The organism is Paenibacillus sp. V4I3 (assembly GCF_030817215.1).
Lineage (GTDB): Bacteria > Bacillota > Bacilli > Paenibacillales > NBRC-103111 > Paenibacillus_E.
Genome location: NZ_JAUSZA010000001.1, coordinates 6,669,107 through 6,693,924, shown reverse-complemented (window position 1 = coordinate 6,693,924; position 24,818 = coordinate 6,669,107). Strand labels below are relative to the sequence as shown.

The following is a 24,818-nucleotide window of genomic DNA, read 5'->3' as shown; positions in this document are numbered from 1 at the left end:
ACTTATCAAAAACCTTTTTAGAAGAAAAGAGGAGGGATATTTAATGGTAAAAATGTGTAAATGGTATCATACTCGTGTATTGACACTTTTTTTGGCATTCATCATGGGATTAACGTTGATCCCTGCAGGAGATGTTCATGGGGCAGGAACTCTGCTTAAAACCGGAAATTATTACTACAGCACAGCTCCGAATGGAGGTAGTCTTCCTGATAAAGGAATGACCGGGTTGGTATCCTCAGCCAATGGCGTGCTGCTTGACGGATCAACCACAACGTATGCCGGATTCATGGGGAGCGGCACGGGTACCCCAGGGAACGTACAGGTCGTATTTGACCTGTTGAAGGATTACCCGTTGGACAGTATAAACGTCGTGCTGAACTCACCCAATTCGTCTTGGGGATTTAAAGAGTTTACAGTAAAATACCGCCCGGAGGCTGCGGAGTATTACTATATTGCTGACAAACACACCAGAACACCAGGAATAACCTCAACGAGCCCAAGCTCAGATTGGAACTATTCGGTCAACATACCGATGTCGAACAAAACGGCCAGATTTATTATTATCGATATTAAGCGTCCTCATGCCTTTCAGCATATCCCCCTCACCGAAGTTCAAATTTATAAAGGGACCGGACAGGAAGGTGTGAATCCCGGACCTGCGCTTACTGCGGAGCAAATGGCTCTCGAACTGAACAAAGACAGCTTAATGGCAGAAAATTTGCTTAAAACCGGCAATTATTACTACAGCCCCGCTCCGAATGGAGGCAGTCTTCCTGATAAAGGAATGACCGGGCTGGTATCCTCAAGCAATGGTGTATTACTTGACGGATCAACCGTAACCTATGCCGGATTTATGGGAAGCGCGACTTCCCAAGGGACTATCCAAGTGGTGTTTGACCTGCTGAAGGACTATCCGCTGGACAGTATAAACGTCGTCCTGAATTCACCCAATTCGTCTTGGGGATTTAAAGAGTTTACGGTAAAATACCGCCCTGAGGCTGTAACGGATTATTACTATATTGCTGCCAAACACATCAGAACACCTGGAATAGTCTCAACGAGCCCAAGCTCAACCTGGAACTATTCGGTCAACGTACCGATGTCGAACAAGACAGCCAGGTTTATTGTTATTGATATTAAACGTCCTCATGCCTTTCAGCATATCCCCCTCACTGAAGTTCAAATTTATAAAGGGACCGGACAGGAAGGCGTGAATCCCGGACCTGCGCTTACTGCGGAGCAAATGGCTCTCGAACTGAACAAAGACAGCTTAATGGCAGACAAGTACGGGCAGTGGGTTTATGAAACCTGGCCTGGAAAGGTAACATTCGACGAGCAGCTGCAGCAAGAATATATGAATGAGGCGGATGCACTTTCAAATGTTTCACTGGATCTTACAAAATACGATCCGTACGGCGGGATTAAAAATGGAGGACATTTCACAAGCACCGGTTATTTCAGACTTCAACAAATCGATAGCAAATGGTGGTTTGTTTCCCCGGATGGATATAAATTTATTCTAAAAGGTGTGGATGCCACAAGTATGTGGGAGTGGGGATACGGAACGCCGCTTAAAAAAGCTGACGGTACCCAGAGACGGGTGTTTGAGGAACTTCCTGATCCTATCGCTTATGCTCCTGCCTATGTAACTGACAGCAATGGCGAAAGAGTAAGCTTCGTCGTCGCCAATATTATGCGAAAATACGGCAGCAACTATGAGTCGAAATGGGAGGATATCACAAAGAAACGTTTGATAGATTGGGGCTTTAACGCCTTCAGCAAGTGGACCAGACCCACTAATATAACGTTCCCATACATTCATGTTTTGCAAGACCCCGGCAGCTTAAAAAGGATTCAATGGACTTACGATGTTTTTGACCCGCAGAGTGAAGCCATCATAGAAACCGCATTGACCCCTCAGCTTGATAAAGCGAAGAATGACCCGTGGCTAATCGGTTATACTTACGATAATGAGGCCGGATGGACAACCGATATCGTAAAAGATGTACTGACATATAATTCGTCGTCTGCGGCTAAAAGCGCTTTCGTGAATTTTCTTGCACCAAGGTACAACAATGATATTACTGCCGTCAACCAGCTTTTGGGTACGAGTGCGGTATCGTTTGACGAGTTAAAGAATATTTCGATCAATATTACCAAGGTGCCTGCTGCGGATATATCGGAATATATCAAGTTGGCGTCCAGAACCTATTTCTCAACGATCAAAAATATAATCAAAAGACATGATACGAATCATCTGTTCCTGGGTTCGTCCGTAGTTCCCACATGGCGGACCGGTCTGGATTGGGATTCGGCGGCAATGGAGTTTGTAGATGCTTTTTCTGTAGATAATTATACGAATAATGCTGATTGGATTTCCAGATATGAAGCTTTCGGAAAACCTCTATTGAATCTGGAATATACGTTTAGTACTACCCAGCGTGGTTTGTCACCCGTAAATGGGGCTACAAGTGTGCCAAGTATAGCGGATAGAGGTATGGCCTACAAATCTTTCGTGGAAAGCGAAACAACGCATCCGTTGTATATTGGGTCAGGCTGGTTTTCGTACTTCGATCAAGCGGTTACATGGCGTAAAGACGGTGAGAATTTCAATATAGGCTTAGTAAACCAACAGGATCAGCCTTATACGGATATGGTAAATATCATGAAGATCGTCAACTCCGGTTTGGAAAATGTACATGCTTATGGGATTAACCTCGCATTGGACAGACCTGTTACGGCCAGTTCATCCAAAACTGATTCTTTAGTTGCCGGGAATGCATTCGATGGGAAGACAAATACGAGGTGGGGATCGAACTATACCGACAATGAGTGGATATATACGGACCTCGGCACAATCAAGACTGTGAGTAGGGTTAGACTAAATTGGGAGACGGCATTTGGTAGAGAATACAAGATACAGGTTTCTGACAATGCTGTAGACTGGACTGATGTATACAGTACCTATGCAGGCAATGGAGGAATAGACGATATCTCTTTCTCGCCAACTAGCGCAAGGTATGTAAGAATGCTGGGTATAAAAAGAGGTATCGGTTACGGATATTCATTGTGGGAATTAGAGGTATATGCGCAGCCTGGGAATATCGTGCAAGATGATATTCCGCCGGTTACGACCGATGATGCGCCTTCTGGCTGGAAGAATACGGATGTAATGGTATCGCTGGACGCAACTGACGATCAATCCGGTGTCGAAGACACGCAATACCGGAATAATGACGGGCAGTGGCAACCGTATTCGAATCCGATTACCGTTTCCGCTGAGGGTAATACCGTTCTGGAGTATATGAGCGTCGATAAGGCCGGAAACGCTGAATCACCGAAGAGCCTGTCTATCAACATAGATAAGACGGCTCCGGTCACTAAAGCCGAATTACCTCCGGCCAATGCCAACGGATGGTATCATTCGGATGTAAAGTTGACCTTAAATGCGTCGGATTCGTTATCCGGTATCCATAAAGTTCAATATCGGATCAATGGCGGCCAATGGCAAACCTATGATAGCGCCATCGATATTTCAGCTGAAGGAACGAATACAGTAGAGTATCAAAGCAAGGATAATGCAGGAAACACGGAAGAGCTAAAGAGTGAAGTCGTGAAAGTAGATAAAACAGCACCGGAAATGCAAATAAATCAGAATATTAACGAGCTGTGGCCGGCTAATCATAAAATGGTGACCGTAACGGCCGGAACTTACGGCGCAATAGACCCGATTTCCGGCATTCAGTCCATTGTTTTAAAATCCATCACCTCCAACGAACCAGATGATGGTCTTGGAGACGGAGACATCTTGCAGGATATTCAAAATGCGGACTTTGACACACTGGATTATATGTTTGATTTGAGGGCTGAGCGATCCGGAAGCGGAGGAGGACGGGTATACACCATTACTTACGTCGCTACGGATTATGCAGGTAACGTGAAACCAGTAACATTGACGGTAACCGCTCCGAAGAACCGATAACAAGGATGATCTGATAAATAATGGCTCCCGCTATAATGTGGGGGCTATTTATCGTTGTACTTTTACGATATTGGAGCTTGGGGCCAGGTAGTGTTTTTGTGAACCCGAATTTTACTTTCCCAGATCCGTGGGAGGAGCTTAAACATGCGGAGACATTATTAAGGCAAGTAAAAAAGCAGGAGTAAAAAGAGTATGTTATCTTTCCACATTGCCTTTTTTTTGTCCATGGTTTTCGTTTTAATATGGTAAATCAGTCTAACATTGTACTATTCGAGGAAAATACGTTGCTTCGTGTTCACAACCTCAAAAAATTCGACAATACAGGCGAAGATTTGGAAGATTTGATCTCGATTGGGACGATCGGTTTGATCAAAGCCATCGAGTCGTTCTCGCCGAACAAAGGCACAAAGCTCGCAACATTCGCGGCTCGCTGCATTGAGAACGAGATCCTTATGCATCTGCGCTCGCTGAAGAAAACGCGCAAAGATGTTTCCTTGCATGATCCCATCGGAACGGACAAAGAGGGGAATGAGATTTGGAGATATTGGATGATCGTGAAAAGGAAGTTGTTGTAGGGCGATTTGGACTAGAACTAGGCGGGAAAGAGCGCACGCAGCGGTAGATAAAGGTATTTATGACCTAGATGGTCAAGCAATAAACGTGCTTAAGGATTCACAGCTTGCTGAGATTCGCAATCAGAAGATTGGATTTGTTTTTCAGAGTTTTAACCTGCTGCCGAGATTAAGTGCCTATGAGAATGTGGAGTTGCCTTTGATCTATCGGGGGATGAGCAAAAAGGAAAGAGAGCCGCTTGTTTTACATGCACTGGAAGCGGTGGACTTGCTGGATCGCCAGAAGCATTTTCCATCAGAATTATCTGGCGGGCAGCAACAGCGTGTTGCTATTGCGCGAACATTGGCAGGAGATCCGTCGATCATTCTGGCAGATGAACCTACGGGAGCGTTGGATTCGAAGACAGGTGTGGAGATTTTAAACATTTTAAAGAGAATACATGCACAAGGTCGGACGATTATTTTGATTACGCATGATGGTCATGGATGAAATCAATCATTATGGGCGTAAAGGAAAAATATGTTTGGTGCACCTTCGCAATGTGAGGGGCAGCCTTCCAACAGCGGGAGCTTTTGAAGAAGCGCTTCTGGATGATGGCGATTTGAATGTATTCAAAATTTTACTCGAACTGCGGAAGGTTGGATACGAGGGCTGTATCAATCCGGATCATATTACGCAGTTGGAAGGCGACAGTATCGATTTAGATCAAAATTGGGCGCATTCGGGCATTGGTTGGAAATCGTCCAGCATCGGTTGGGGCTATTCCATCGGTTATGTAAGGGCTCTGCTGACCGCATTGGCGGAGTTTGAGGGCAACCGTTATGGACACTAGTTTTGATTTATTGATTTGGGCGAATATATAAAGACATTTAGTAGTTATAGGACCGGAACTCTGAATTACGGGTTCTGGTTTTTTCCAGTATGGCTAAAACCGTAAAAAATTACATGGAGACCATAAATTAATCTATATAGGAAATCTCATCAATTCATTATAATGATTGTTGAAAGCGTTTGACGAATTAACGATCATACGGAGGAAGGTGTTGGATTTGGAAAGAAGTTGAGCCTGCTATTTAAAGGCTGTTTTTTACGAAAATAAAGGAGGCTTTTAGATGTTCTTCTTCGAAATGTCTAAGCAGCAAGTTTTTAAAAGGGGATTAAGCTTAGTTCTTTCGTTTGCCCTTGTACTTTCGCTGATCAGCCTATTCAGTTTTCCGGCATCATCGGTTCATGCAGCGCCGGTAGACAGCTTAGGTTTTTTGGAAATAGAAGTGAACAAGCCGGTAAACGCAGTCGTTGATTTGAATCAGGCAACCATTAATATATCATTGCCCTACGGCGCCTTATACCAAATGCTGAATGTAATGACAAACCCGGCCGTTACTGCGACGCTATTCAGAAGTAACAGAATATCTGCCATCTCTTTCGCTGCCAGCGGCATTAACAAAGGAGATGCCAAGATGGACCAATTTTCAACAAGCGGAACAACGTTGTATTATCTGGTGGTAGCCGACAAGAATGACAGCAATAACAGCCGAACCTATACCATCACCGTTACTGTAGATATGGCTTTGCCCCCGATAACAGGGATGGGAGCCAATGACAAGTATTTGCCTCTCAATATTCGAGGGGGAGAATTTGTATGGGATGTTTTGGGCGCATCTAAAATCGGCAATGGCAGTACTACGGGTTCTATAGAAGGCCCGAACACACCCTCATCTTACAGTGGGAAAACATGGTCGCAATCGGTCTATGACCGTTCTGGAGACTACCCGGTGGCTTCGACAGTTAATGAAGCATGGCTGGGGGATAACATGTATTTGCAAACTATAGGCAGAAATGATTCGAATGCGCTTACAAAATACGGGATTGCAAATATTCCAGGAACCGACAAACTAGGCTCCGACATTTTGCGTTATCACGAATTTATGCCTTTTGTTACCCCGGACGGCGTAAGCCGGGACGACGGAGATCGGGGCGCAGTGGGCAGCGATCGTCAGAGGCTGGAGATTAAAAGCAACACCAACGCTGCAAGTAGCGATGCAAACAGTAAGGGCGGCGATATTTTGACCCACCACTGGAGGCTTATGCTCCCGTCGGAAACTTTAAGGTTTCAGAAGGATGTCGGCGATCACCATGCCGGAGATTTTATTGCTCCCCACAGGTTTTGGCACATCTTCCAACTGAAAGAAATAGCTGGAAACGCAGCAGGACAGCCGGTGGCCACCCTTTCTCTGGTTTCAAGTGAAGGCAAAGGGCAACTAGAGTTCAGGAACAATCCTGATGGCGGCTATGCGGACAGAATAAAGCCGTTATTCACGATTCCATTTGAACAGGTCGTTGACCGCTGGCTTGATTTTGATGTTACGATTTTAACAGCCGATAACGGTTATATCTACGGTAAGCTTATCGATTTGGAAACAGGTAAGGTGCTTTTTGAAGGCGGTATGACAGCCGAAACCTACAGACGCCCTGAAGTGGAAAACCCGATTACCGGCCGAAACGAAAGAGGCGACCTGCCTGTTGAATCGGGCCAGCAAAACCGTTCCAAATGGGGTCTTTACCGGGGCATGTATAATGGCGCAGGAGATGCTGCCTATGCAGATGAATTCCAATCCGCAACCATGTATCTCTCCGATACATACTTGATCAAGAGGGATAAAAACAGCTATATTTTTCATGATGGATGGAATCCAAAAGCACAACTTAAGGATATTGTAGCGTGGTCAAGGCCGAAAGAAATTACAGCTTCCATAGGTACAGCGTTTGGAAGTTTAAGCTTGCCTTCACAGTTTGATGTAACGTTGAGTACGGGGTTGACAGAAAAGGTGAACGTTACATGGAGCTCCGCCGGTTATAACCCTGATAACATGGGCACTTACAGGATTTATGGTGGATTTAACGTTACTAGCTTGATGAACACCAAAAACATTAAGCCATATATCGATGTTACCCTGCGAGATCTGACTCCACCGATTACGGAGGCTCAGATTGATCCGATGTCGCAGAACGGCTGGCTGAACAAGGAGGCGTCCGTCACGCTGTCTGTTTATGACGATCTCTCAGGTGTAGCGAGAACGGAATACAGGCTGGGGGATCATGCAAATTGGCAAACCTATGCCGGGCCGATCGCGTTTACGAATGACGGCCTAAGCCGACTGGAGTACCGCTCTATCGACGTCGTAGGCAACATCGAGCAAACGAAGGAGCTCATCGTCCAGATTGACAAATCGAAGCCGGTTTTTGTGCTGACGGCAGACGGGAAACCGCTTGCGGAAGGTGCAGTTTTCTCAGATGATCGCCCGATTGCACTTTTTCTGAACGCGAACGATGCACTATCCGGTATAGCGAGCCAGGAACTCACCCTGAACGGAGAGCGGCTAACGAACGGCGCTTCCGTTGATTTGGCCGGTAAGCTTGGCCTTCATACCCTGAGGATCGTCATCACCGACCAGGCCGGCAATACGACGGATGAGTCTGTCGGCTTAACAATGACCGCCACTCTCGAAGGAGTATCCAACTTGATTGACCGATATGTCGAAGCCGGCGAATTGAAGAGGCCATTGGTTGACCAATTGCGCAACAGTTTGAACCAGGCTTTGCATCAATTGGACAAAGGCGACAAGTACAAGGCGGCCAAAGATTTGCAGGATTTCCTGAAGCACCTGAATAACGAACCGCTGGCGGATAATGGCTCCGAAGCCGCGATGTCCGTCCTCGGAACGGACGCCAATGCTTTGATCACAGAATGGTCCGCGAAGTAAATAATACAGCATCGTACAACACATGCACAAAAGCATCCGGCCCGGATTGGCGGATGTTTTTGCTCTCTGTGACTTGAAACGGCCTAACATTAATTTAGAGTGGGAGGATTCCAATGTTTAACGTGTTGATCGTGGACGACGAAAAATTTGAACGTGACGGGATCAAATTTCTGCTCTCCAAATACAACTTTAATGTTAGCGTTACCGAAGCGCAAAATGGTAAAGAAGCGCTTGATTATCTTCTTCATCATGAAGTGGATGTTCTGATAACGGATATTAGAATGCCGATCATGGATGGAATAAGCTTGGTGAAGTCGCTTAGAAAGCATAACGAATCGTTGAAAATCGTCATTTCCAGCGCATACGGCGAATTCGAATATGCGAAGAAAGCCATAGAGCTTGCCCGTATCCAGACCCGTGTTCAACGAGAATAAAGATCGTCTCGATCAATTTGCTGTCAAAGCTTTCATCGACTTTATTACCGGGAAACGGCCAATCAGCGAGTTTGACGCGTTCGTTGCGGAATGGAAGAAGATGGGCGGCGATCAAGTGATGAAGGAAGCCCAACAAAAATACGACGAATTGTTCAAGAAGTAATTAAATAAAAAGAAGGAGTGATATTTAATGAGAACTTATCGTTTACAGCAGTTGGCCGATGTTACAGAAGGACATATTTTGAAAGACATTATGCCGGGGGATTACCTTTCTTACGGCGGGCTTGCTTTCGAGAAGCCGGGCGCGCGCGCTCATACGAACGACGGTCCGGGCGGCATTGACTATCATGTGCACGAAGATTGCGAAGCTTTCCTTATCCTGCAGGGTAAAGGCGAGGTTGAAATCAACAAAGAGCATATGTACCCAGTTAAAACGGGAGATGTCGTCATTATTGAGCCGGGAGAGGACCATCATCTCATTTCAAGTGTGGATGATCCTATAGTTGTCGTTTGGTGCCATGCCGGACCGTCCCGCAACAAAAATCAAATATAGAGAAGCGAGAGAGGATGAGCAATATGAAGGCGGTTCTGGTCGGTTTAGGGAACTTCGGTTCAGGGTGGTACAAGAAACTGAGACGTCATGCGGGCGTGCAGGCGGTATGCGTTGTTGAAGCGAACGCTCACCTGCGGGAAACGATCGATCCGGAAACCCCGTTTTATTCGTCATTGGAAGAAGCGATCAACAGCGAGAGCCCCGATTTCGTCATTAATGTTACGCCTCCTCACATTCACACTGCGATTAACGAGATTGCGTTCGCGCATGGCCTGCCTGTGCTCTGCGAGAAGCCGATTTCGAATGATATTACGGATGCGCAATATATTGTCGGTCAGGCTGAACTGAAAAACATCCCGTTCATGATTTCCGAGAATTACCGTTTCTTCGCCCCGGTGCTGAAGGCGAAGGAGCTTTTAGACAGCGGCGTTATCGGACATTTGTCATCGGTATACATCGAATTCGACCGCTATCACGTCGTACCCGTTCCTTATTTTGGCCGGCTGGCAAACGGACTGCTGGAAGATGTCACGATTCATCATTTCGATATGATCCGTTATTTTACCGGTCAGGAAGCGGTGAAAGTGTTCGCCATGAATAGCAATCCGCCCGGAAGCTGGACGGAGACGACGACGATCCACCTTAGCGCTTGGATGGAGCTGGACGGAGGAACAGTCGTGGATTATCACGGCAGCATGATGGCCAAGGGAAAACTGACCGAATGGTATGGAGATTGGCGTTTCGAAGGAGCGGATGGCGCGATTGCGATAACGAGTAACCGAGTGCAGCTTATGAAGGAAGGAAAGGCCGATGAAGTGTACACCTTCGATGGGGTAGGAAACGTGCTGTCGATCGATGAATTTCTAACTGCATTGAAGGAAAAGCGGGAGCCAAGACCAAACGGAAGAGATTATTTAAAGTCGCAAAGCTTGGTGCATGCTGCAGCCGTATCGTCGAGAACGGGCAAAATGCTTACCGTGGAAGATGCACTGAGAGAGGCTGTCTTAAAATGCTGAATTTGGACGATATCAAGAAAATCAAATCTAGTGTTAGACTTTCCGATTGCACAACAGCTACAGACCGTGAGGTTACTGTAGAGAAATCATGGGCGAATAATCTTTTAAGTGCTAGAGTTGTCAATCGGTCCAATCATTCACTGCGGATAAGAGAGGTTGTGCTTTTTTCTGGTGATATGCCTCTCGCCCCCAATACGCCATTTTACGGTGAAGGCTTTCAAATGCTTACACAATACGGAGGTACGCTTTCTTTGCCCTATGTGATCGGGGCTTACAGAAAAGATCGGGATTTCTTCCGAATTCCCGAAACTCCGTTTCATGAGAACTTATGGACGGTTTACAATCTGATGGCCTTGTCTCCCTCTCATGAGGAGCACCTGCTGATGGCTTTTACTTCATGCAATCGCTTTTCCGGCGAGTTTCGATTCAGAAAATCCTATATAGAAGTGATTATGGATACAGAAGATTTAGAGCTGGGGCCTGGCCAGTCGTGGGAATTGGAACAATTCATGTTTGCTTCCGGAGCAAACCGCGATCTGCTCTTTCAAGAATTGGCTGAATGCCTCAATCGGAACCACCCGCGCATGCTTTATCCTGAGATTCCTACGGGATGGTGTTCCTATTATTGCCTTCGTCCAATAACGGCAGAGGGACTTTACGAGAATGCGCGCAGCATGGTCCAGCGAATACCTGAACTGAAGCGAATTCAAATTGATGGGGGCTATGCAGCAGCCGACGGCGACTTCTTAATTCCGAGTGTCACGCTTGGAGCAGACGTCAAAACGATTAGTGAAGGTATCCGAGCTACCGGGATTGAAGCTGCCGGCTACCTATCTCCCTTTATTGTAGAACCGGGGTCGAAGCTGATGCTTGAGCATCCGGAGTGGCTGGTTCAAGATCAGGAAGGCAAACCGTTCAATGGCATCGGCCAGAAAAAGAAGCTGCCGGAAAAGCAATGGTATATGCTGGACGGAACGCATCCTGAGGCCCAAAACTATTTGAGGTCAGCTGTCAGGGTTATGCATGATGAATGGGGTTGGCGATATTTTAAGCTGGATTTTCTGCAATACGGTGCCTTGCCAGGATGCCGTTACGACAAACAGGCAACAAGAATCGAAGCATTTCGCAGTGGAATGAAGGCGATTATCGATGAAGTCGGGCACGACAGCTTTATTCTTGGGTGCAATGCTCCTTTCTGGCCGCTTCTTGGATTAGTTCATGGGAACCGGGTGACCAATGATATTGCAAGGGACTGGAAGCATGTCAGCGGCAATGCGAAGGAGCTCTTTCCTCGGAACTGGCAAAACGACATCTTGTGGTATAACGACCCAGATGTCATTGTCCTCGAAAGAGTAACGTTTCGTAACCAGACGATTAGCGGTGAAATCATTGAGAAGAAATCGGAAATTTCAGATCAAGAGTTTGAATTTCATAAAGCCGTTATCCTAGCATCCGGAGGTATGATCCTAAGCGGAGATTTAATTCCATCTCTGTCCGAGGAAAATATTCGTGTATTGCAGAAGCTCTTGCCTCCAACTGGTAAAGCCGCCCGTTTTGACGACGATACGTATACGATTGGACGAATAAAATTGGAGGAACGTTATCTCATTTGCGTCTTCAATTTTGACGATCAGCCTAAAGATATCGAGATTAGCTTGGATGGGAGCTATCGGGTTTATGATTTTTGGACGGACGAGGAAGTAGGTACCTACACGAACGCGATGAAACTTTACAGCTTAGAACCTCATTGTGCCAAAGTATTTTATTATGAGATCGGTGTCTTTTAGTTCTGTGGAAGTACGATGTGTCATTGCATAAATACCGCCAGGGGATCTCCATAACAGGGGAACTGCTGGCTATTTCTTCCGCTATCGCAGATCATAAAGAATAAATTGACGTATAATTTAATTTGTCTTACAATATGACTTATAAATAACCATTTCCTTATTTTAAATTATTTTTTAATGAAGGGAAGAGAACAATTTGATGCAGGAAATGAAACATGAGCAACTGAATAACCGTTTTTCAGGCACGCCGATCATTACGGAAATGCAGGTCATCCCTGTGGCGGGGACCGATAGCATGCTGCTTAATCTCAGCGGTGCACATGCTCCTTTCTTTACACGCAACATCATCATTCTTAAAGATAACGCAGGCCATACGGGGGTTGGTGAGGTTCCAGGCGGTGAAAAGATTCGTCAAACACTAGAGGATGCACAGGCGCTCGTCATTGGTCAATCCATAGGTCAATACAATAACATTCTGAACACAGCACGCAAGCAGTTTGCTGATCGAGATGCTGGAGGACGTGGCTTGCAAACCTTCGATCTACGCATCACGATTCACGCCGTTACTGCTTTGGAAGCTGCGCTGTTAGATCTTCTGGGGAAATTCCTCGGCGTTCCTGTTGCTGCGCTCCTTGGCGAAGGCCAGCAGCGTGACCGGGTAGAGATGTTAGGTTACTTGTTCTATATCGGCGACCGTAATCAAACGAAGCTTCCTTACTTGAGCGGGCAGGATGGCAAGGATGACTGGACACGATTGCGTAATGAGGAAGCGCTTACACCCGGAGCTGTCATTAAGCTGGCTGAAGCGGCTTACAAGCGATATGGCTTTAACGACTTCAAGCTGAAGGGCGGCGTGCTTCGCGGAGAAGAGGAGATCGAGGCCGTCACCGCGCTAGCCGAACGTTTTCCGCAAGCAAGAATAACGCTGGATCCTAACGGCGCATGGTCTTTGTCTGAAGCAATTCGCCTTTGCCGTGATCAACACCATGTACTGGCTTATGCCGAAGATCCTTGCGGAGCTGAAAATGGTTATTCTGGACGTGAGGTAATGACAGAGTTTCGCCGTGCTACCGGGCTGCCGACAGCTACGAACATGATCGCCACGGATTGGCGCCAGATGGGACACACGATTCAACTGAATTCGGTTGATATTCCACTTGCTGATCCGCACTTCTGGACGATGCAAGGCTCTGTCCGAGTAGCTCAAATGTGTCATGAATGGGGGCTGACGTGGGGATCGCATTCTAACAATCATTTTGATATTTCGCTGGCCATGTTTACCCATGTCGCTGCCGCTGCACCGGGAAAAATAACAGCTATCGATACTCATTGGATTTGGCAGGACGGGCAGCGTCTGACCAAAGAGCCGTTCCAAATTGTCGGAGGTATGGTGGAAGTTCCGAACAAGCCGGGTTTGGGCATTGAGATTGATATGGTTGAAATTGAGAAAGCGCACCAGCTTTATAATGAGAAAGGGCTAGGAGCACGTGATGATGCGATGGCTATGCAGTATTTGATTCCTGGCTGGAAATTCGATCATAAACAACCTTGTCTTGTACGGTAATCGAGATAAAAAATTGAATGAAGGAGAGATCACAATGGATATTAGTCTTATTCGCGGAGTCATTCCGCCTATTGTTACACCAGTTGATGCTAATGAATGCGTGGAAGAGCAAGGACTTCGAAGGGTAGTTGAGCACGTTATCGCAGGAGGGGTTCACGGCATTCTTTCTTTAGGCAGTAATGGCGAATTTTACGGACTGGATCATGAGCAGCAGGAGAGGGCAGTTCGCATTACGATTGAGCAGGTCGCGGACCGTGTGCCGGTTTACATGGGGATAGGAGCTATCACAACTAAGGAGTGCGTTCAGTTAGCCAGATTAGGTGAATCGTTAAATGCTCAGGCGATTACGATATTGCCTCCTATGTTTCTTGCGCCTTCGGAAGAAGAGTTGTATCAGCATTTCCGAAAAGTAGCTGAAGCGACTGCCTTGCCGGTACTGCTCTATAACAATCCGGATCGCGTGGGGAATAATATTTCCGTTAACTTGATCGAACGGCTTGCCGATATTCCCAATATTGTAGGCGTGAAAGATAGCAGCGGCGATCTAACTTTGACTTCCGAGTATATCCGCAGAACACGAGATAAAGGATTTAAGGTCATGGCGGGCCGGGATGTCATGATCTTAGGCACCTTGGTTTACGGTGCTGTAGGATGTGTCGCTTCGACGGCGAATATTGTGCCGGCATTGGTCGTTGAAATTTATGAGAAGTTCATAGCCGGGGATCTGCAGGGAGCTTTGGAAGCCCAGTTTAAGCTGGCTCCTCTTCGCATGGCTTCTAATCTCGCTAGTTTTCCGGTTGTGACCAAGGAGGCCATGAACCTCATCGGTCTTGAAGTGGGAGGCTCGATCTTGCCGAACACGAGCTGCTCCGAAATCAATAGAAATAAGCTCGCTGACATATTGAAGCAGATGGGAGCTCTTAAATGAAAATGAAAGTAGGATTCATCGGGTTAGGTATTATGGGTAAGCCCATGAGTAAAAACTTGTTGAAAGCGGGTTATGAGCTAGTTGTTCTCGATACAAGTAAGAATGGTTCGGAGCTTGCAACGGCGGGAGCCAAGACGGCCTCAACAGCTAAAGCTTTGGCTGAGCAGGTGGATGTCATTATCACCATGCTGCCGAATTCACCGCAGGTGAATGAAGTGGTTTTGGGCCCGAATGGCGTCATCGAAGGGGCTAAATCAGGAACCATCGTTATCGATATGAGTTCGATCGCGCCTCTGACCAGCCAGGAAATCGCCCGGAAGCTGGCGGAAAAAGGGATAGAAATGCTTGACGCTCCAGTGAGCGGGGGGGAGCCTAAGGCGATCGAAGGGACCCTTTCCGTGATGGTTGGCGGGAAGAAAGAAGTATTTGAGCAATGCTATGATGTGTTAAAAGCAATGGCTGCCTCTGTCATACGCACAGGAGACATCGGAGCAGGGAATGTGACCAAGCTGGCCAATCAGATCGTGGTTGCCATTAACATTGCCGCGATGTCCGAAGCGTTCGTGCTCGCCAGCAAGGTTGGCGTTCAACCAGAGCTCGTTTATCAGGCGATTCGCGGCGGTTTGGCCGGCAGCACTGTCTTAGATGCAAAAGCGCCGCTGGTGATGGACCGCAATTTTGACCCGGGATTCCGTATCAATCTGCACATAAAGGACTTGAGCAACGTCTTGGAAACCTCCCATGAAGTAGGCGTGCCTCTACCGCTGACGGCTGCCGTCATGGAGATGATGCAGGCTTTGAAGGTGGATGGAATGGGTGATTGCGACCACAGCAGCTTGATTCGCTACTATGAGAAAATGGCAAAGGTTGAAGTTAATAGGTAAGCCTCCGTTGAAAACCTCTTATCACCTAAAAGGGGTTTTCTTTGTTAAGATAGAAGTATCAGATTTTTGTGTGCAAGAAAGAGAGGAGAGAAGCACCATGCGTATTATATTGGCACCCGATTCATATAAAGGGAGCTTATCTGCCCTTGCTGTTGCTGATGCGATGGAAAGGGGGATTCGGGACGTATTTCCTGACGCTGCGGTGAGCAAAGTACCTATAGCTGATGGCGGTGAAGGCACGGTAGAAGCTCTTATCACGGCTACCAGTGGTCGAATAATCCAACAGAAAATAGTTGGACCCTTGGGTGAAGTGATCGACTCCTATTGGGGGATTCTCGGCGATGGAGAAACCGGGGTGATCGAGCTTGCTGCTGCTTCCGGATTACCTTTGGTGCCGAGGGAGCAAAGGAACCCGCTGTTGACCACGACTTTTGGGACCGGACAATTAATCAAGGCGGTTCTCGATTACGGATTGCGCAAGCTAATTATAGGTATTGGAGGCAGCGCAACCAATGACGGCGGAGCGGGAATGGCACAGGCCTTAGGCGTCAAATTCCTGGATTCGGATGACAACGAGCTATCCCAAGGCGGGGGGGCTCTTGCCAAGCTCGCACGAATCGATTTATCCGATTTAGATAAGCGTATTGCCGAAACGGATATTAAGGTCGCATGCGACGTCGATAACCCGCTGTACGGGCCGTTAGGTGCATCCGCGGTTTACGGTCCGCAAAAAGGTGCCACATCCGACATGGTGGCGCAATTGGACCATGCGCTTAAGAATTATGCGGCAGTTGCCCAATTGGCTACACGCAGGGACGTTGCACTTATTCCGGGTGCTGGTGCAGCCGGCGGTGTAGGAGCGGGTTTGTTGTTTTTCACGAATGCGAAGCTGATCCCAGGTATTCAAATTGTGCTGGAAGCTGCAGATTTCGCTGAAAAGCTTAAGCAGGCAGACCTAGTCATAACCGGTGAAGGCTCCACCGACTTTCAAACTGCGCACGGTAAAGCCCCTGTTGGTGTGGCTAAGATCGCCAAAGAGGCGGGCATCCCGACGATCTGCTTGTCCGGCGGGTTAGGTTCAGGTGCTGAGGATGTACTTCAACATGGGATCGACGGACTTATGAGTATTGTGCCCCGGCCCATGGAATTAGAGCAATGTATAGAATCAGCTGAAGAGCTTATTCAAGCAGCCACAGCTAGAATATGCAGATTGATAAGCATTGGAATCAAGATGAAATAATATCATGGCTATAGGGCTGCATTGTTATTTTGTTTAATTCGTCTTACAATATGATTATGCGTTTTAGTCAGCTAAGAGAGAAGGGTAAATATGGTAGAACTTAAAGGAAGCGTAGAACTGGAGACTGTTAAACGAAACACGCTGCCCAAGCAAGTCGTTGACAGCATTGTTCAGCTGCTGATCAGCGGTCAGCTTAAACCTGGAGATAAACTGCCGTCCGAGATGGAACTGATCGAAATGTTAGGCGTGAGTCGGCCAGTTCTGCGGGAAGCATTAAGTTCGCTCGAAGCACTTGAAGTGATTACGAGAAAAACCCGTGGCGGCACCCATTTTAATAATAAAATCGGCAGTAATCCGTTCTCGGTGATGCTGGCTTTGTCCATTGGCAACCTTCCAGCGATCATCGAAGCACGAATGGCTTTAGAATTGGGACTTGTGGCCATAGCGGCAGAAAAGATTACGAACGAGCAGTTGGAACGATTAAAGGAAACCATTGATGAAATCGCGGGCAGTGTCGATGACAACTATGGGGAATCGGACAAGGAATTTCATCGGATTATTGCATTGAGTGCGAACAATCCGATCATTGAAGGGATGATAGATCCTCTGCTTATCACCCATGATAAAATGGACAGACAAATTAGGGAACGTGAACGTGATGTAACGGTCCAATTTCATACAGATATCTATAATGCGCTCGTTAATCGGGATCCACACGAAGCGTTTACTCATATGTACCGCCATCTTAGTTATGTCCGAAATAAGCTTTTGCAGGTATATCATAACGAATAAGCGGCCCATGACGGTTCAATTAAAAAGTCTGCCCAATCTCTCGCAAATGCGATACAGAGATCAAGCAGACTTTTTTCGTTCAACTCTATCCGCCATTTGAATGTATATACGCTTCAATTCCATAAAGGGCAGAGGTTAAGAAAGTACGATGCAACTGAAAAGAATGGTAACTGGGGTCCAAGTTATCTTAAAAACTGTAATTTCATTGAGAATTTAGATGGTTCGATCAGTACTATTGCCAGTCATACCCGCGAAACTTATGATTTGAATTGTGATCGATTCACACACGAATTCAGTCAGGGGGACGGCGGATGAAGGAGCAGTATGAAGCTCAGTTACAAATAAGAACCAATTACCGTTTCTTTAAAGAATCTTTGTTCATAAGGGATATTGTCAGGGATCGATGGTTGTATTTTATTTTATTACCAGGTGTTTTGTATTTTATCATTTTTAAATATGTTCCTATGTTTGGCTTACTCATGGCTTTTGAAGACTATAAACCGCATCTAGGTTTTATGAACAGTCCCTGGGTAGGGCTGAAGCATTTCGAACGTTTTTTTTCAGAGCCTCAGTTTTGGATGCTGTTCCGTAATACCATTTTGTTAGCGATTTATAATTTGGTGTTTTTCTTCCCCTTGCCTATCGTACTAGCACTAATGTTGAATGAAGTTCGTATTGGGATATTCAAACGTTTTGCTCAGACGTTACTGTATTTGCCTCACTTTGTTTCATGGGTAGTAGCGGTTGGCATATTCTATGTCTTATTTACAACTGAAGGTGGAGTTGTAAACGAACTGATCCAGAAAATCGGTATCGAGAAGATTCCTTTTATGCTGAGTGAGGATTGGTTCAGACCGATGATCATCAGCCAGTCGATCTGGAAAGAGGCAGGCTGGGGAACGATTATTTTCCTCGCGGCACTGTCCGGAGTCGATCTTCAGTTATATGAAGCGGCTCGTATGGATGGAGCTGGGCGTTGGCGACAGCTGTGGCATATTACACTGCCTGCAATTCGTAGTACGATCGTCATCTTGTTTATTCTACGCTTGGGCAGTTTTTTGGATACAGGTTTCGAGCACATCTTCCTGATGCTTAACTCCATGAACCGAGAAGTCGGGGAAGTGTTTGATACTTTTGTATATATGAAAGGCTTGACGCAAGGACAATACAGCTACAGTGCCGCGGTCGGGATGTTTAAATCTCTGGTAGGGCTCGTCCTTGTACTCGGATCCAATTGGATAGCGAAAAAATTCGGCGAAGAAGGCGTATATTAAAAAGCGTCAGGGGGCTGTCAATATGCTAGTTGATGATAAGAATTGGAGCAATCGGCTGTTTAATACGGTAAACTATTCGTTGTTGACCCTTGTATCACTAATCACAATCATTCCATTCGTATATATCGTTTCAATGTCTTTTGCTTCCCCAGGGGAGGTGGCTAAAGGCGGGCTTCTCTTATTTCCTTCGAAGTTTACCTTGGGTGCGTATAAATACATCTTTTCAACCGACACGATGGTTCGGAGTATTCTTATCTCGATATATATCACGGTGTTCGGAACGTTGATCAACCTACTGTTGACCTCGTTTACCGCTTACCCTTTGGCTAAAGCCACCTTACGAGGGCGCCGGACGATACTTCTCATGGTTTTGATTACGATGCTGTTCAGCGGGGGCTTGATCCCAACCTACTTTGTAGTCAAAGCTTTTGGTATGATCAACACGTACTGGTCCCTGATGATTCCGACCGCTATAAGCGCATTTAATTTAATCGTGCTCAAGAACTTTTTTCAGCAAATTCCCGACAGCTTGGTAGATTCAGCGAAGATCGATGGCTGTAATGATCTAGGGATACTATTCCGTATCATATTGCCGTTATCGATGCCGGCGATGGCTACCTTCGGACTTTTCTATGCCGTTGGACATTGGAATACATTCTTTAATGCGGTGATGTACATGAACGATGCTGAGAAGTTTCCGGTCCAGGTTATTTTGAGACAAATTGTTTTGTTATCTCAGGATCAAATCGGAAACACCACGTCACAGCAAGATCCTACCGACTATTTACCGCAGACTATTCGAATGGCTTCCATTGTAGTCGCGACCGTCCCGATTGTGCTCGTCTACCCGTTCTTACAGAAGCATTTTGCCAAGGGTGTGCTATTAGGATCGGTAAAAGGATAACTCTATTTCAAAGAGTATCTCTTACATAAACAAACATTCAGGAGGGGTTTTGTATGGTAGGTAAGCGCTTTATTACTCTGCTTTCATTGTTGACGACTGTAAGTGCATTAGCGGGGTGTGCAGGTGAGAAGAGCTCGCCAACTGCACAGCAGGATAATACACCGCTGGAAGTTACTATTGCTACGCCTCAAATCGGAGAAGCTCCGAAAAAAGGTAGTGAAGTGGAGCAGGCTATCGAGAAATACACGAATTCAAAAATCGATATTCAATGGATTCCATCCGCTGCTTTCGAAGATAAGAAAAACATCATGATTGCCTCTAATGAAATGCCCAAAGCATTTAAAATTACGTCGAACGCCACTACGCTTAGCGCAATCCAATCCGGCTTGTTTTGGGAAATTGGCCCTTTGTTAAAGGATTATAAAAACTTATCAGCTGTCAACGCGTTGTATTATGACAATATAAAGGTTGATGGAAAGTTATATAGTCTGCCCTTGTATCGGGACATCGGCCGTGCCGGTATCACTTACCGGAAGGATTGGTTTGATGGACTTGGCCTGAAGCCTCCGGTAGCCTTAGATGACTGGTATAACATCATGAAGACCATCGCGGAGAAGGATCCTGATAAGAATGGTCAGAACGATTCGTACGGTATGTTTCTTGACAAGTCCTACAACGACCCGGCTGCCAGCAGCGCCTTTCTGACCCGGCTCGCAGTTTCTCAAGGTGCGCCGAATAAATGGGGTATGGAAGGAGGTAAGCTGGTAGCTGAATTTATGACCAAACCATATCTGGATTCCATGAAGCTGCTTCGCAGACTATATCAGGAAAAATTAATCAATCAGGACTTTTCCGTTGTTCAGACAGCTGATGCCGATAATAAATGGAATGCTGGCAAGGTGGGGATTCGGATCAATACCGTGGCCTCGGCGGCTGCGACCTCTCAAGATAACCTGAAAAAGGCTGTACCTAATGGCGTAGTTGAAATTGCGCCTTATATGGGACCGTCAGGCAATCAAGTACCGGCTGAGCCTGGCAATAATGGTTTCTTCGTTTTCCCAAAATCGAGTGTCAAGTCAGAAGCGGAATTAAAGCGGCTGTTGGGTTTCTTCGATAAGCTGCTGGAGCCAGAGATGTCGACACTTCTGACTAGAGGGATTGAAGGCAAACATTTTACTAAGACGGCTGACGGAAAAGCGGAGTTTAAAGACTTGACCCAATTTAATCTCGAGGTTAAGCCTTATCGTGACAGTCTACCTTCATTTGAAGTGACCGGAACAGGGCTGCCTCTGAAATTATCAGATTTGCAGGCGAAGGGCTGGAAGGTCATTGCCGACAACCTGAAGAATGTGGTGCCCAATGTGGCGTTAACGATGAATTCCAAGACGTATTCTGAAAAAGGCGGAGAATTGGATACATTAATTCGTGATGCCCAAACCAAATTTATTATGGGGAAAATTGATGAGGCTGGTTGGCAAGCTGAAGTGGATAAATGGAGAAAAGCTGGCGGTGACAAGGTGATTGAAGAATATACGGCCGAGTATGCGAAGCAGAAGAAGTAAGACGCTCTAGTTCTAGCATTTGTAAGCATAGGCATCGTAGATTCCTCTGATATAATGGTAATGTCGAATCCTTGTAAGCGAAGAAAGGTGAGGTTTCCGTTGCCTAAATACTTATATCGAATGCTTGTCTTCTCTCTTCTGCTCAGCGCAGTTCCGGTTGTTTGCATTGGGCTCATCTCCTACTATATTGCCTCAAAGGATATTGGGAAGAAGGTTAATGAGGGGAATGTACAGATCCTGCTGCAAAACCAGATGCGCATGGAGCAAATCTTAAAGAACGTCGAAATGGGCGCTGTACAGTACATCAATTCACCGTTGGTAAGCGATTTCATATACCATGATTTACAGAGTGATGATTTTCAAACGATCAACAATCTCTCCAAAGGCTTGTATAATCTTCATTCGATTGCGGGTGTGGCCGACACGCAGCTGATTAACTTGGAGCACGACTGGATGATCAGCAATCTCGGCTTTACAACAACAGACGATTTTGTGAATCGAGATTTACTGAGCGATTATGCCAAGCGCCCGCAAAATTTATTTTGGTTAGCTACTATCGGTAATTCCTTAGATGAAAATAAGATCCGGTTGGTCGTCAAGCTTCCAATGATTGCCTCTACGACCACTCCTAAAGCGTTGTTGATTATTGACATGTCGCATGATGCATTACTGAGCAATTTGGCTCAAAACACCCAATTAGGAAATATTTATGTGCTTAATCGAAACAGGGAGCCGTTCTTAGCCAGTTCCAGCACTGTAGGGATCCAGCCTTCCATCCTGCAAAGGATGAATGTCGCGACAGAACCAGAGGGGGCCTTTGAAACAAACGATATGGGGGTCAACTATAGAGTTTCCTCTTATAACGGCTGGTCCTATGTTTCGGTCGTTTCCATTGATGCAATTACGAAGGAATCTAAGAAAATAGCGTTTATTACGTTAAATGCCTGTGTGATTATTTTTATTCTAATCGGACTCGCCGCTTTCTATGGAACGCGCCGCATGTATAGGCCGATCCATCGGTTATTTATGATGATGGAGCAGTTCGGAGGAGAGTCCAAAGGGAATAAAAAGCGGGATGAATTCGCTTTAATCGAAGAGCGGTTCTCTTCCTTGTTTAGCACGAGAAAGCAGCTTCAGCAGCAGCTGCAGGTTCAGAGTGGGCAGGTGAAGGAATTTTTCCTATTGAAGTTGTTAATGGGACAGGTCACTGAGAGCGAATTCTCCTATAAGTATGAGACCTATGGCTTTGGGGAAAAGGGGAAAGCGCTAGGGGTGCTCGCCTTGCAGATCGATTCTCTAGAGGACACCAGATACTTGGATAGCGATAAGGAGCTGCTGTTATTTGCGATCAACAATGTCGTTGGGGAGCTAATTCCTAAAGACCGTATCTTGGGTACTTTGCTGCTGGATCAATCTCAGGTAACCATACTACTAGGCGATTCGGAGGATCCGGATGAATTGAAGGGCTACTTCTATCAAATGGCGGAGCTTATGAAATCGAAGGTGCACGAGCTGCTTCAGCTCAAAATCAGTATCGGCATCAGTCGGCCGTTTCAAAGGTACACGAATGCGATGGATGCCTACTCAGAGGCTTTGGAGGCTCTGAAACGCAGAATTAGTCTTGGAAATGAGCTCATCCTGGGCTATGAAGATATCGAACCGGTTTACCGGAACAGCGTTCAGCCTGCTGCTTCATGGAATCACCTTGAAGAGAGCTTGATGAATGGGCTTAAAACAGGCGATGCAGCTTCTGCTTACGAGTATTATAACCAGTATGCGTCAGCGATTTTGGAGAAGAGCATTTCGTTCAATGATTTTCAAATATTTATGCTTCAATTAATCGCCAAAATTTATCGGCTTGTTGGGCAGCAAGGTGGCATGCTGGATGGATTAATCGGCGCCAAATCGGTCATTATCCGATTCATGAAATTGAATACGGCGGAGGAAATTATGACTTGGTTTAAGACAGAGCTGATACCGCCTACCCTTGCTTTCTTACAGGGGCGAATCGATTCGCAATATATCAATATCGCACACCAAATGATCGAGCTCATTCACGAAAAATACGATCAGGATCTTACTTTGGAATTGTGCGCTGCACAATTCCGATTTCATCCGGTTTATTTGAGCCGAGTGTTCAAGAAAGAGATTGGAACGACGTTTATCGACTATTTGACGAATTACCGGATGAATATGGCGAAACTGTGGTTAAAGGACAGCAATATGAAGATTACGGAAATTTCGGAGCGGCTCAACTATACCAACTCCACTGGATTTATCCGGACCTTCCGCAAAGCTACTGGCATGACACCGGGCCAGTATCGAGATGCCCTTACGAGATCACAGTAATCACCAGTTCGGTGAATGAATCATAATCGCGTTATCCATCATGGAGGTGCACCTGTTGACCTATGAATTGGTAGAAAAACTGAAAGCAGCCTATATGTCCAGCGAGAAGTGGTATTCCGTAAGGTGGCATTATATCGAGGGCTGTATCTTAAAGGCGTATTTGGACAGCTACGAGCAAACGGGCAGTGAAAGTGATTATATCTTTGTAAAAAGCTATATAGATCAGCTGTTTGACTCGGGCGGCAATATACCTGAAATCCAAATCTGCAGTTATAATATTGACCAGATCCGGATGGCTGGAATTATGTTTACGCTATACCAAAGGGAGCGGGATCCCAAATATAAAAGGATCATGGATATGTTATATCAGCAGTTGGCTACTTATCCGAGAACGAGTTCCGGATCGTTCTGGCATAAAGAAAACTACCCCTACCAGGTTTGGCTGGATGGATTATATATGGGGCAGCCTTTCTATGTTCAGTACGTGAAGCAATTCGTTGAGGCGAAGGATTATTCCGATACGCTGCAGCAGTTCGAAAATGTCCGCCAATATATATATAACCATGAGAAGCGGTTGTACAGCCACGCTTATGATGAGAGTCGCCACATTTTCTGGTGCGATAAATCAACAGGGCAATCACCGAATGTGTGGGGGCGTGCGGTCGGCTGGTTCGCGATGGCATTGGTGGATGTGCTTGAGCTGCTGGAAGGAGAGCCGGCAGACACTGGCATCCTCAAAGCCTATATTAAGGAGCTTATAGATGACATGCTGCCATACCAGCATAGCGAGGGTATGTGGTATCAGGTCGTGGATAAGAAGGAGCATCCAGGCAATTATCTCGAAGCCAGCGGTACGCTGATGTTAGCTTATGCTATTCTCAAAAGTGCGCGATTGGGTTATCTGCCAAAGGAGTATGCCGTATACGGCATACAGGCGTTTAACGGAACGATTGCTCGTTACCTGAGGGAAGAAGAGGGTGAAGTACTGCTAGGCGGCATTTGCCGAAGTGCCGGCCTTGGCAAAAAGCCGGAAACCGGACAAATGCGAGACGGCAGTCTTGCGTATTATTTCTTCGCAGAACAAATCGTGGACAATAATGGGCATGGTGTAGCACCGCTGCTGATGGCCTACAACGAGATTAATCGGCTTGGTGTTAACTCCGACCCTGATGATATCCGTGAGACCGGGATCATGATATAAGGAGGACATAT

18 protein-coding genes and 2 pseudogenes are annotated in these 24,818 nt (G+C 46.2%); all 20 read left to right on the top strand.

The features are described from left to right. The first annotated feature begins 43 nt into the window (after positions 1 to 43). A complete protein-coding gene (locus tag QFZ77_RS30795) occupies positions 44 to 3,982 on the top strand; it encodes a discoidin domain-containing protein (protein WP_307445734.1) in 3,939 nt (1,312 codons plus the stop codon). Positions 3,983 to 4,236: 254 nt separating this feature from the next. Next, positions 4,237 to 4,601 (top strand): annotated as a pseudogene (locus tag QFZ77_RS30790) (sigma-70 family RNA polymerase sigma factor); the annotation flags it as partial. 8 nt (positions 4,602 to 4,609) lie between these two features. Next, positions 4,610 to 5,044: pseudogene (locus tag QFZ77_RS30785) on the top strand (ABC transporter ATP-binding protein); the annotation flags it as partial. Positions 5,045 to 5,081: 37 nt separating this feature from the next. Next, complete coding sequence (locus QFZ77_RS30780; protein ID WP_307449981.1) at positions 5,082 to 5,387, top strand: mannonate dehydratase; 306 nt, start codon at positions 5,082 to 5,084, stop codon at positions 5,385 to 5,387. A 280-nt stretch (positions 5,388 to 5,667) separates the two neighbouring features. Continuing rightward, the gene (locus tag QFZ77_RS30775) at positions 5,668 to 8,319 is read left to right on the top strand and encodes an Ig-like domain-containing protein (RefSeq protein WP_307445732.1); all 2,652 of its coding nucleotides are present in this window, start codon (positions 5,668 to 5,670) and stop codon (positions 8,317 to 8,319) included. A 113-nt stretch (positions 8,320 to 8,432) separates the two neighbouring features. Further along, positions 8,433 to 8,753 (top strand): response regulator, encoded by a 321-nt coding sequence (locus QFZ77_RS30770; protein ID WP_307445730.1) that lies wholly within the window; start codon positions 8,433 to 8,435, stop codon positions 8,751 to 8,753. Then, positions 8,719 to 8,916 carry a hypothetical protein gene (locus QFZ77_RS30765; protein WP_307445728.1) on the top strand — a complete coding sequence of 66 codons (198 nt, stop codon included), beginning with the start codon at positions 8,719 to 8,721 and terminating at the stop codon, positions 8,914 to 8,916. Before QFZ77_RS30770 ends, QFZ77_RS30765 begins: the two co-directional genes overlap by 35 nt. A 27-nt stretch (positions 8,917 to 8,943) precedes the next feature. After that, a complete protein-coding gene (locus tag QFZ77_RS30760; protein WP_307445726.1) occupies positions 8,944 to 9,306 on the top strand; it encodes a cupin domain-containing protein in 363 nt (120 codons plus the stop codon). A gap of 14 nt (positions 9,307 to 9,320) precedes the next feature. Further along, positions 9,321 to 10,322 carry a Gfo/Idh/MocA family protein gene (locus QFZ77_RS30755; RefSeq protein ID WP_307445724.1) on the top strand — a complete coding sequence of 334 codons (1,002 nt, stop codon included), beginning with the start codon at positions 9,321 to 9,323 and terminating at the stop codon, positions 10,320 to 10,322. Beyond that, entirely contained in the window at positions 10,316 to 12,109 is a 1,794-nt protein-coding gene (locus tag QFZ77_RS30750) for a glycoside hydrolase family 36 protein (protein WP_307445722.1), read from the top strand. Before QFZ77_RS30755 ends, QFZ77_RS30750 begins: the two co-directional genes overlap by 7 nt. A gap of 199 nt (positions 12,110 to 12,308) precedes the next feature. Then, positions 12,309 to 13,673 (top strand): glucarate dehydratase, encoded by a 1,365-nt coding sequence (gene gudD / locus QFZ77_RS30745; protein ID WP_307445720.1) that lies wholly within the window; start codon positions 12,309 to 12,311, stop codon positions 13,671 to 13,673. A 34-nt stretch (positions 13,674 to 13,707) separates the two neighbouring features. Beyond that, positions 13,708 to 14,601 carry a 4-hydroxy-tetrahydrodipicolinate synthase gene (gene dapA, locus QFZ77_RS30740; protein WP_307445718.1) on the top strand — a complete coding sequence of 298 codons (894 nt, stop codon included), beginning with the start codon at positions 13,708 to 13,710 and terminating at the stop codon, positions 14,599 to 14,601. Then, positions 14,598 to 15,485 carry a 2-hydroxy-3-oxopropionate reductase gene (gene garR, locus QFZ77_RS30735; protein WP_307445715.1) on the top strand — a complete coding sequence of 296 codons (888 nt, stop codon included), beginning with the start codon at positions 14,598 to 14,600 and terminating at the stop codon, positions 15,483 to 15,485. The genes dapA and garR overlap by 4 nt, the downstream gene beginning before the upstream one ends. A 97-nt stretch (positions 15,486 to 15,582) precedes the next feature. Further along, complete coding sequence (locus QFZ77_RS30730; RefSeq protein WP_307445713.1) at positions 15,583 to 16,725, top strand: glycerate kinase; 1,143 nt, start codon at positions 15,583 to 15,585, stop codon at positions 16,723 to 16,725. A gap of 90 nt (positions 16,726 to 16,815) precedes the next feature. Next, entirely contained in the window at positions 16,816 to 17,517 is a 702-nt protein-coding gene (locus tag QFZ77_RS30725) for a FadR/GntR family transcriptional regulator (protein WP_307445711.1), read from the top strand. 311 nt (positions 17,518 to 17,828) lie between these two features. Beyond that, positions 17,829 to 18,791, top strand: coding sequence for an ABC transporter permease (locus tag QFZ77_RS30720; RefSeq protein WP_307445709.1), 963 nt, complete (start codon positions 17,829 to 17,831; stop codon positions 18,789 to 18,791). Between the two features lie 22 nt (positions 18,792 to 18,813). Continuing rightward, a complete protein-coding gene (locus tag QFZ77_RS30715; protein WP_307445707.1) occupies positions 18,814 to 19,695 on the top strand; it encodes a carbohydrate ABC transporter permease in 882 nt (293 codons plus the stop codon). Positions 19,696 to 19,748: 53 nt separating this feature from the next. Continuing rightward, positions 19,749 to 21,257: an extracellular solute-binding protein gene (locus QFZ77_RS30710; RefSeq protein ID WP_307445705.1), complete on the top strand. Its 1,509-nt coding sequence runs from the start codon at positions 19,749 to 19,751 to the stop codon at positions 21,255 to 21,257. 99 nt (positions 21,258 to 21,356) lie between these two features. Continuing rightward, positions 21,357 to 23,606, top strand: a complete 2,250-nt coding sequence (locus QFZ77_RS30705; protein ID WP_307445703.1) for a helix-turn-helix transcriptional regulator — start codon at positions 21,357 to 21,359, stop codon at positions 23,604 to 23,606. Positions 23,607 to 23,652: 46 nt separating this feature from the next. Then, positions 23,653 to 24,807, top strand: a complete 1,155-nt coding sequence (locus QFZ77_RS30700; RefSeq protein ID WP_307449978.1) for a glycoside hydrolase family 88/105 protein — start codon at positions 23,653 to 23,655, stop codon at positions 24,805 to 24,807. Positions 24,808 to 24,818 lie beyond the last annotated feature (11 nt).

Coding starts and splice junctions, on each gene's coding strand:
- QFZ77_RS30795 (WP_307445734.1), top strand. CDS start 44: ATGGTAAAAATGTGTAAATGGTATCATACTCGTGTATTGACACTTTTT.
- QFZ77_RS30775 (WP_307445732.1), top strand. CDS start 5,668: ATGTTCTTCTTCGAAATGTCTAAGCAGCAAGTTTTTAAAAGGGGATTA.
- QFZ77_RS30770 (WP_307445730.1), top strand. CDS start 8,433: ATGTTTAACGTGTTGATCGTGGACGACGAAAAATTTGAACGTGACGGG.
- QFZ77_RS30760 (WP_307445726.1), top strand. CDS start 8,944: ATGAGAACTTATCGTTTACAGCAGTTGGCCGATGTTACAGAAGGACAT.
- QFZ77_RS30755 (WP_307445724.1), top strand. CDS start 9,321: ATGAGCAATATGAAGGCGGTTCTGGTCGGTTTAGGGAACTTCGGTTCA.
- QFZ77_RS30750 (WP_307445722.1), top strand. CDS start 10,316: ATGCTGAATTTGGACGATATCAAGAAAATCAAATCTAGTGTTAGACTT.
- gudD (WP_307445720.1), top strand. CDS start 12,309: ATGCAGGAAATGAAACATGAGCAACTGAATAACCGTTTTTCAGGCACG.
- dapA (WP_307445718.1), top strand. CDS start 13,708: ATGGATATTAGTCTTATTCGCGGAGTCATTCCGCCTATTGTTACACCA.
- garR (WP_307445715.1), top strand. CDS start 14,598: ATGAAAATGAAAGTAGGATTCATCGGGTTAGGTATTATGGGTAAGCCC.
- QFZ77_RS30730 (WP_307445713.1), top strand. CDS start 15,583: ATGCGTATTATATTGGCACCCGATTCATATAAAGGGAGCTTATCTGCC.
- QFZ77_RS30725 (WP_307445711.1), top strand. CDS start 16,816: ATGGTAGAACTTAAAGGAAGCGTAGAACTGGAGACTGTTAAACGAAAC.
- QFZ77_RS30720 (WP_307445709.1), top strand. CDS start 17,829: ATGAAGGAGCAGTATGAAGCTCAGTTACAAATAAGAACCAATTACCGT.
- QFZ77_RS30715 (WP_307445707.1), top strand. CDS start 18,814: ATGCTAGTTGATGATAAGAATTGGAGCAATCGGCTGTTTAATACGGTA.
- QFZ77_RS30710 (WP_307445705.1), top strand. CDS start 19,749: ATGGTAGGTAAGCGCTTTATTACTCTGCTTTCATTGTTGACGACTGTA.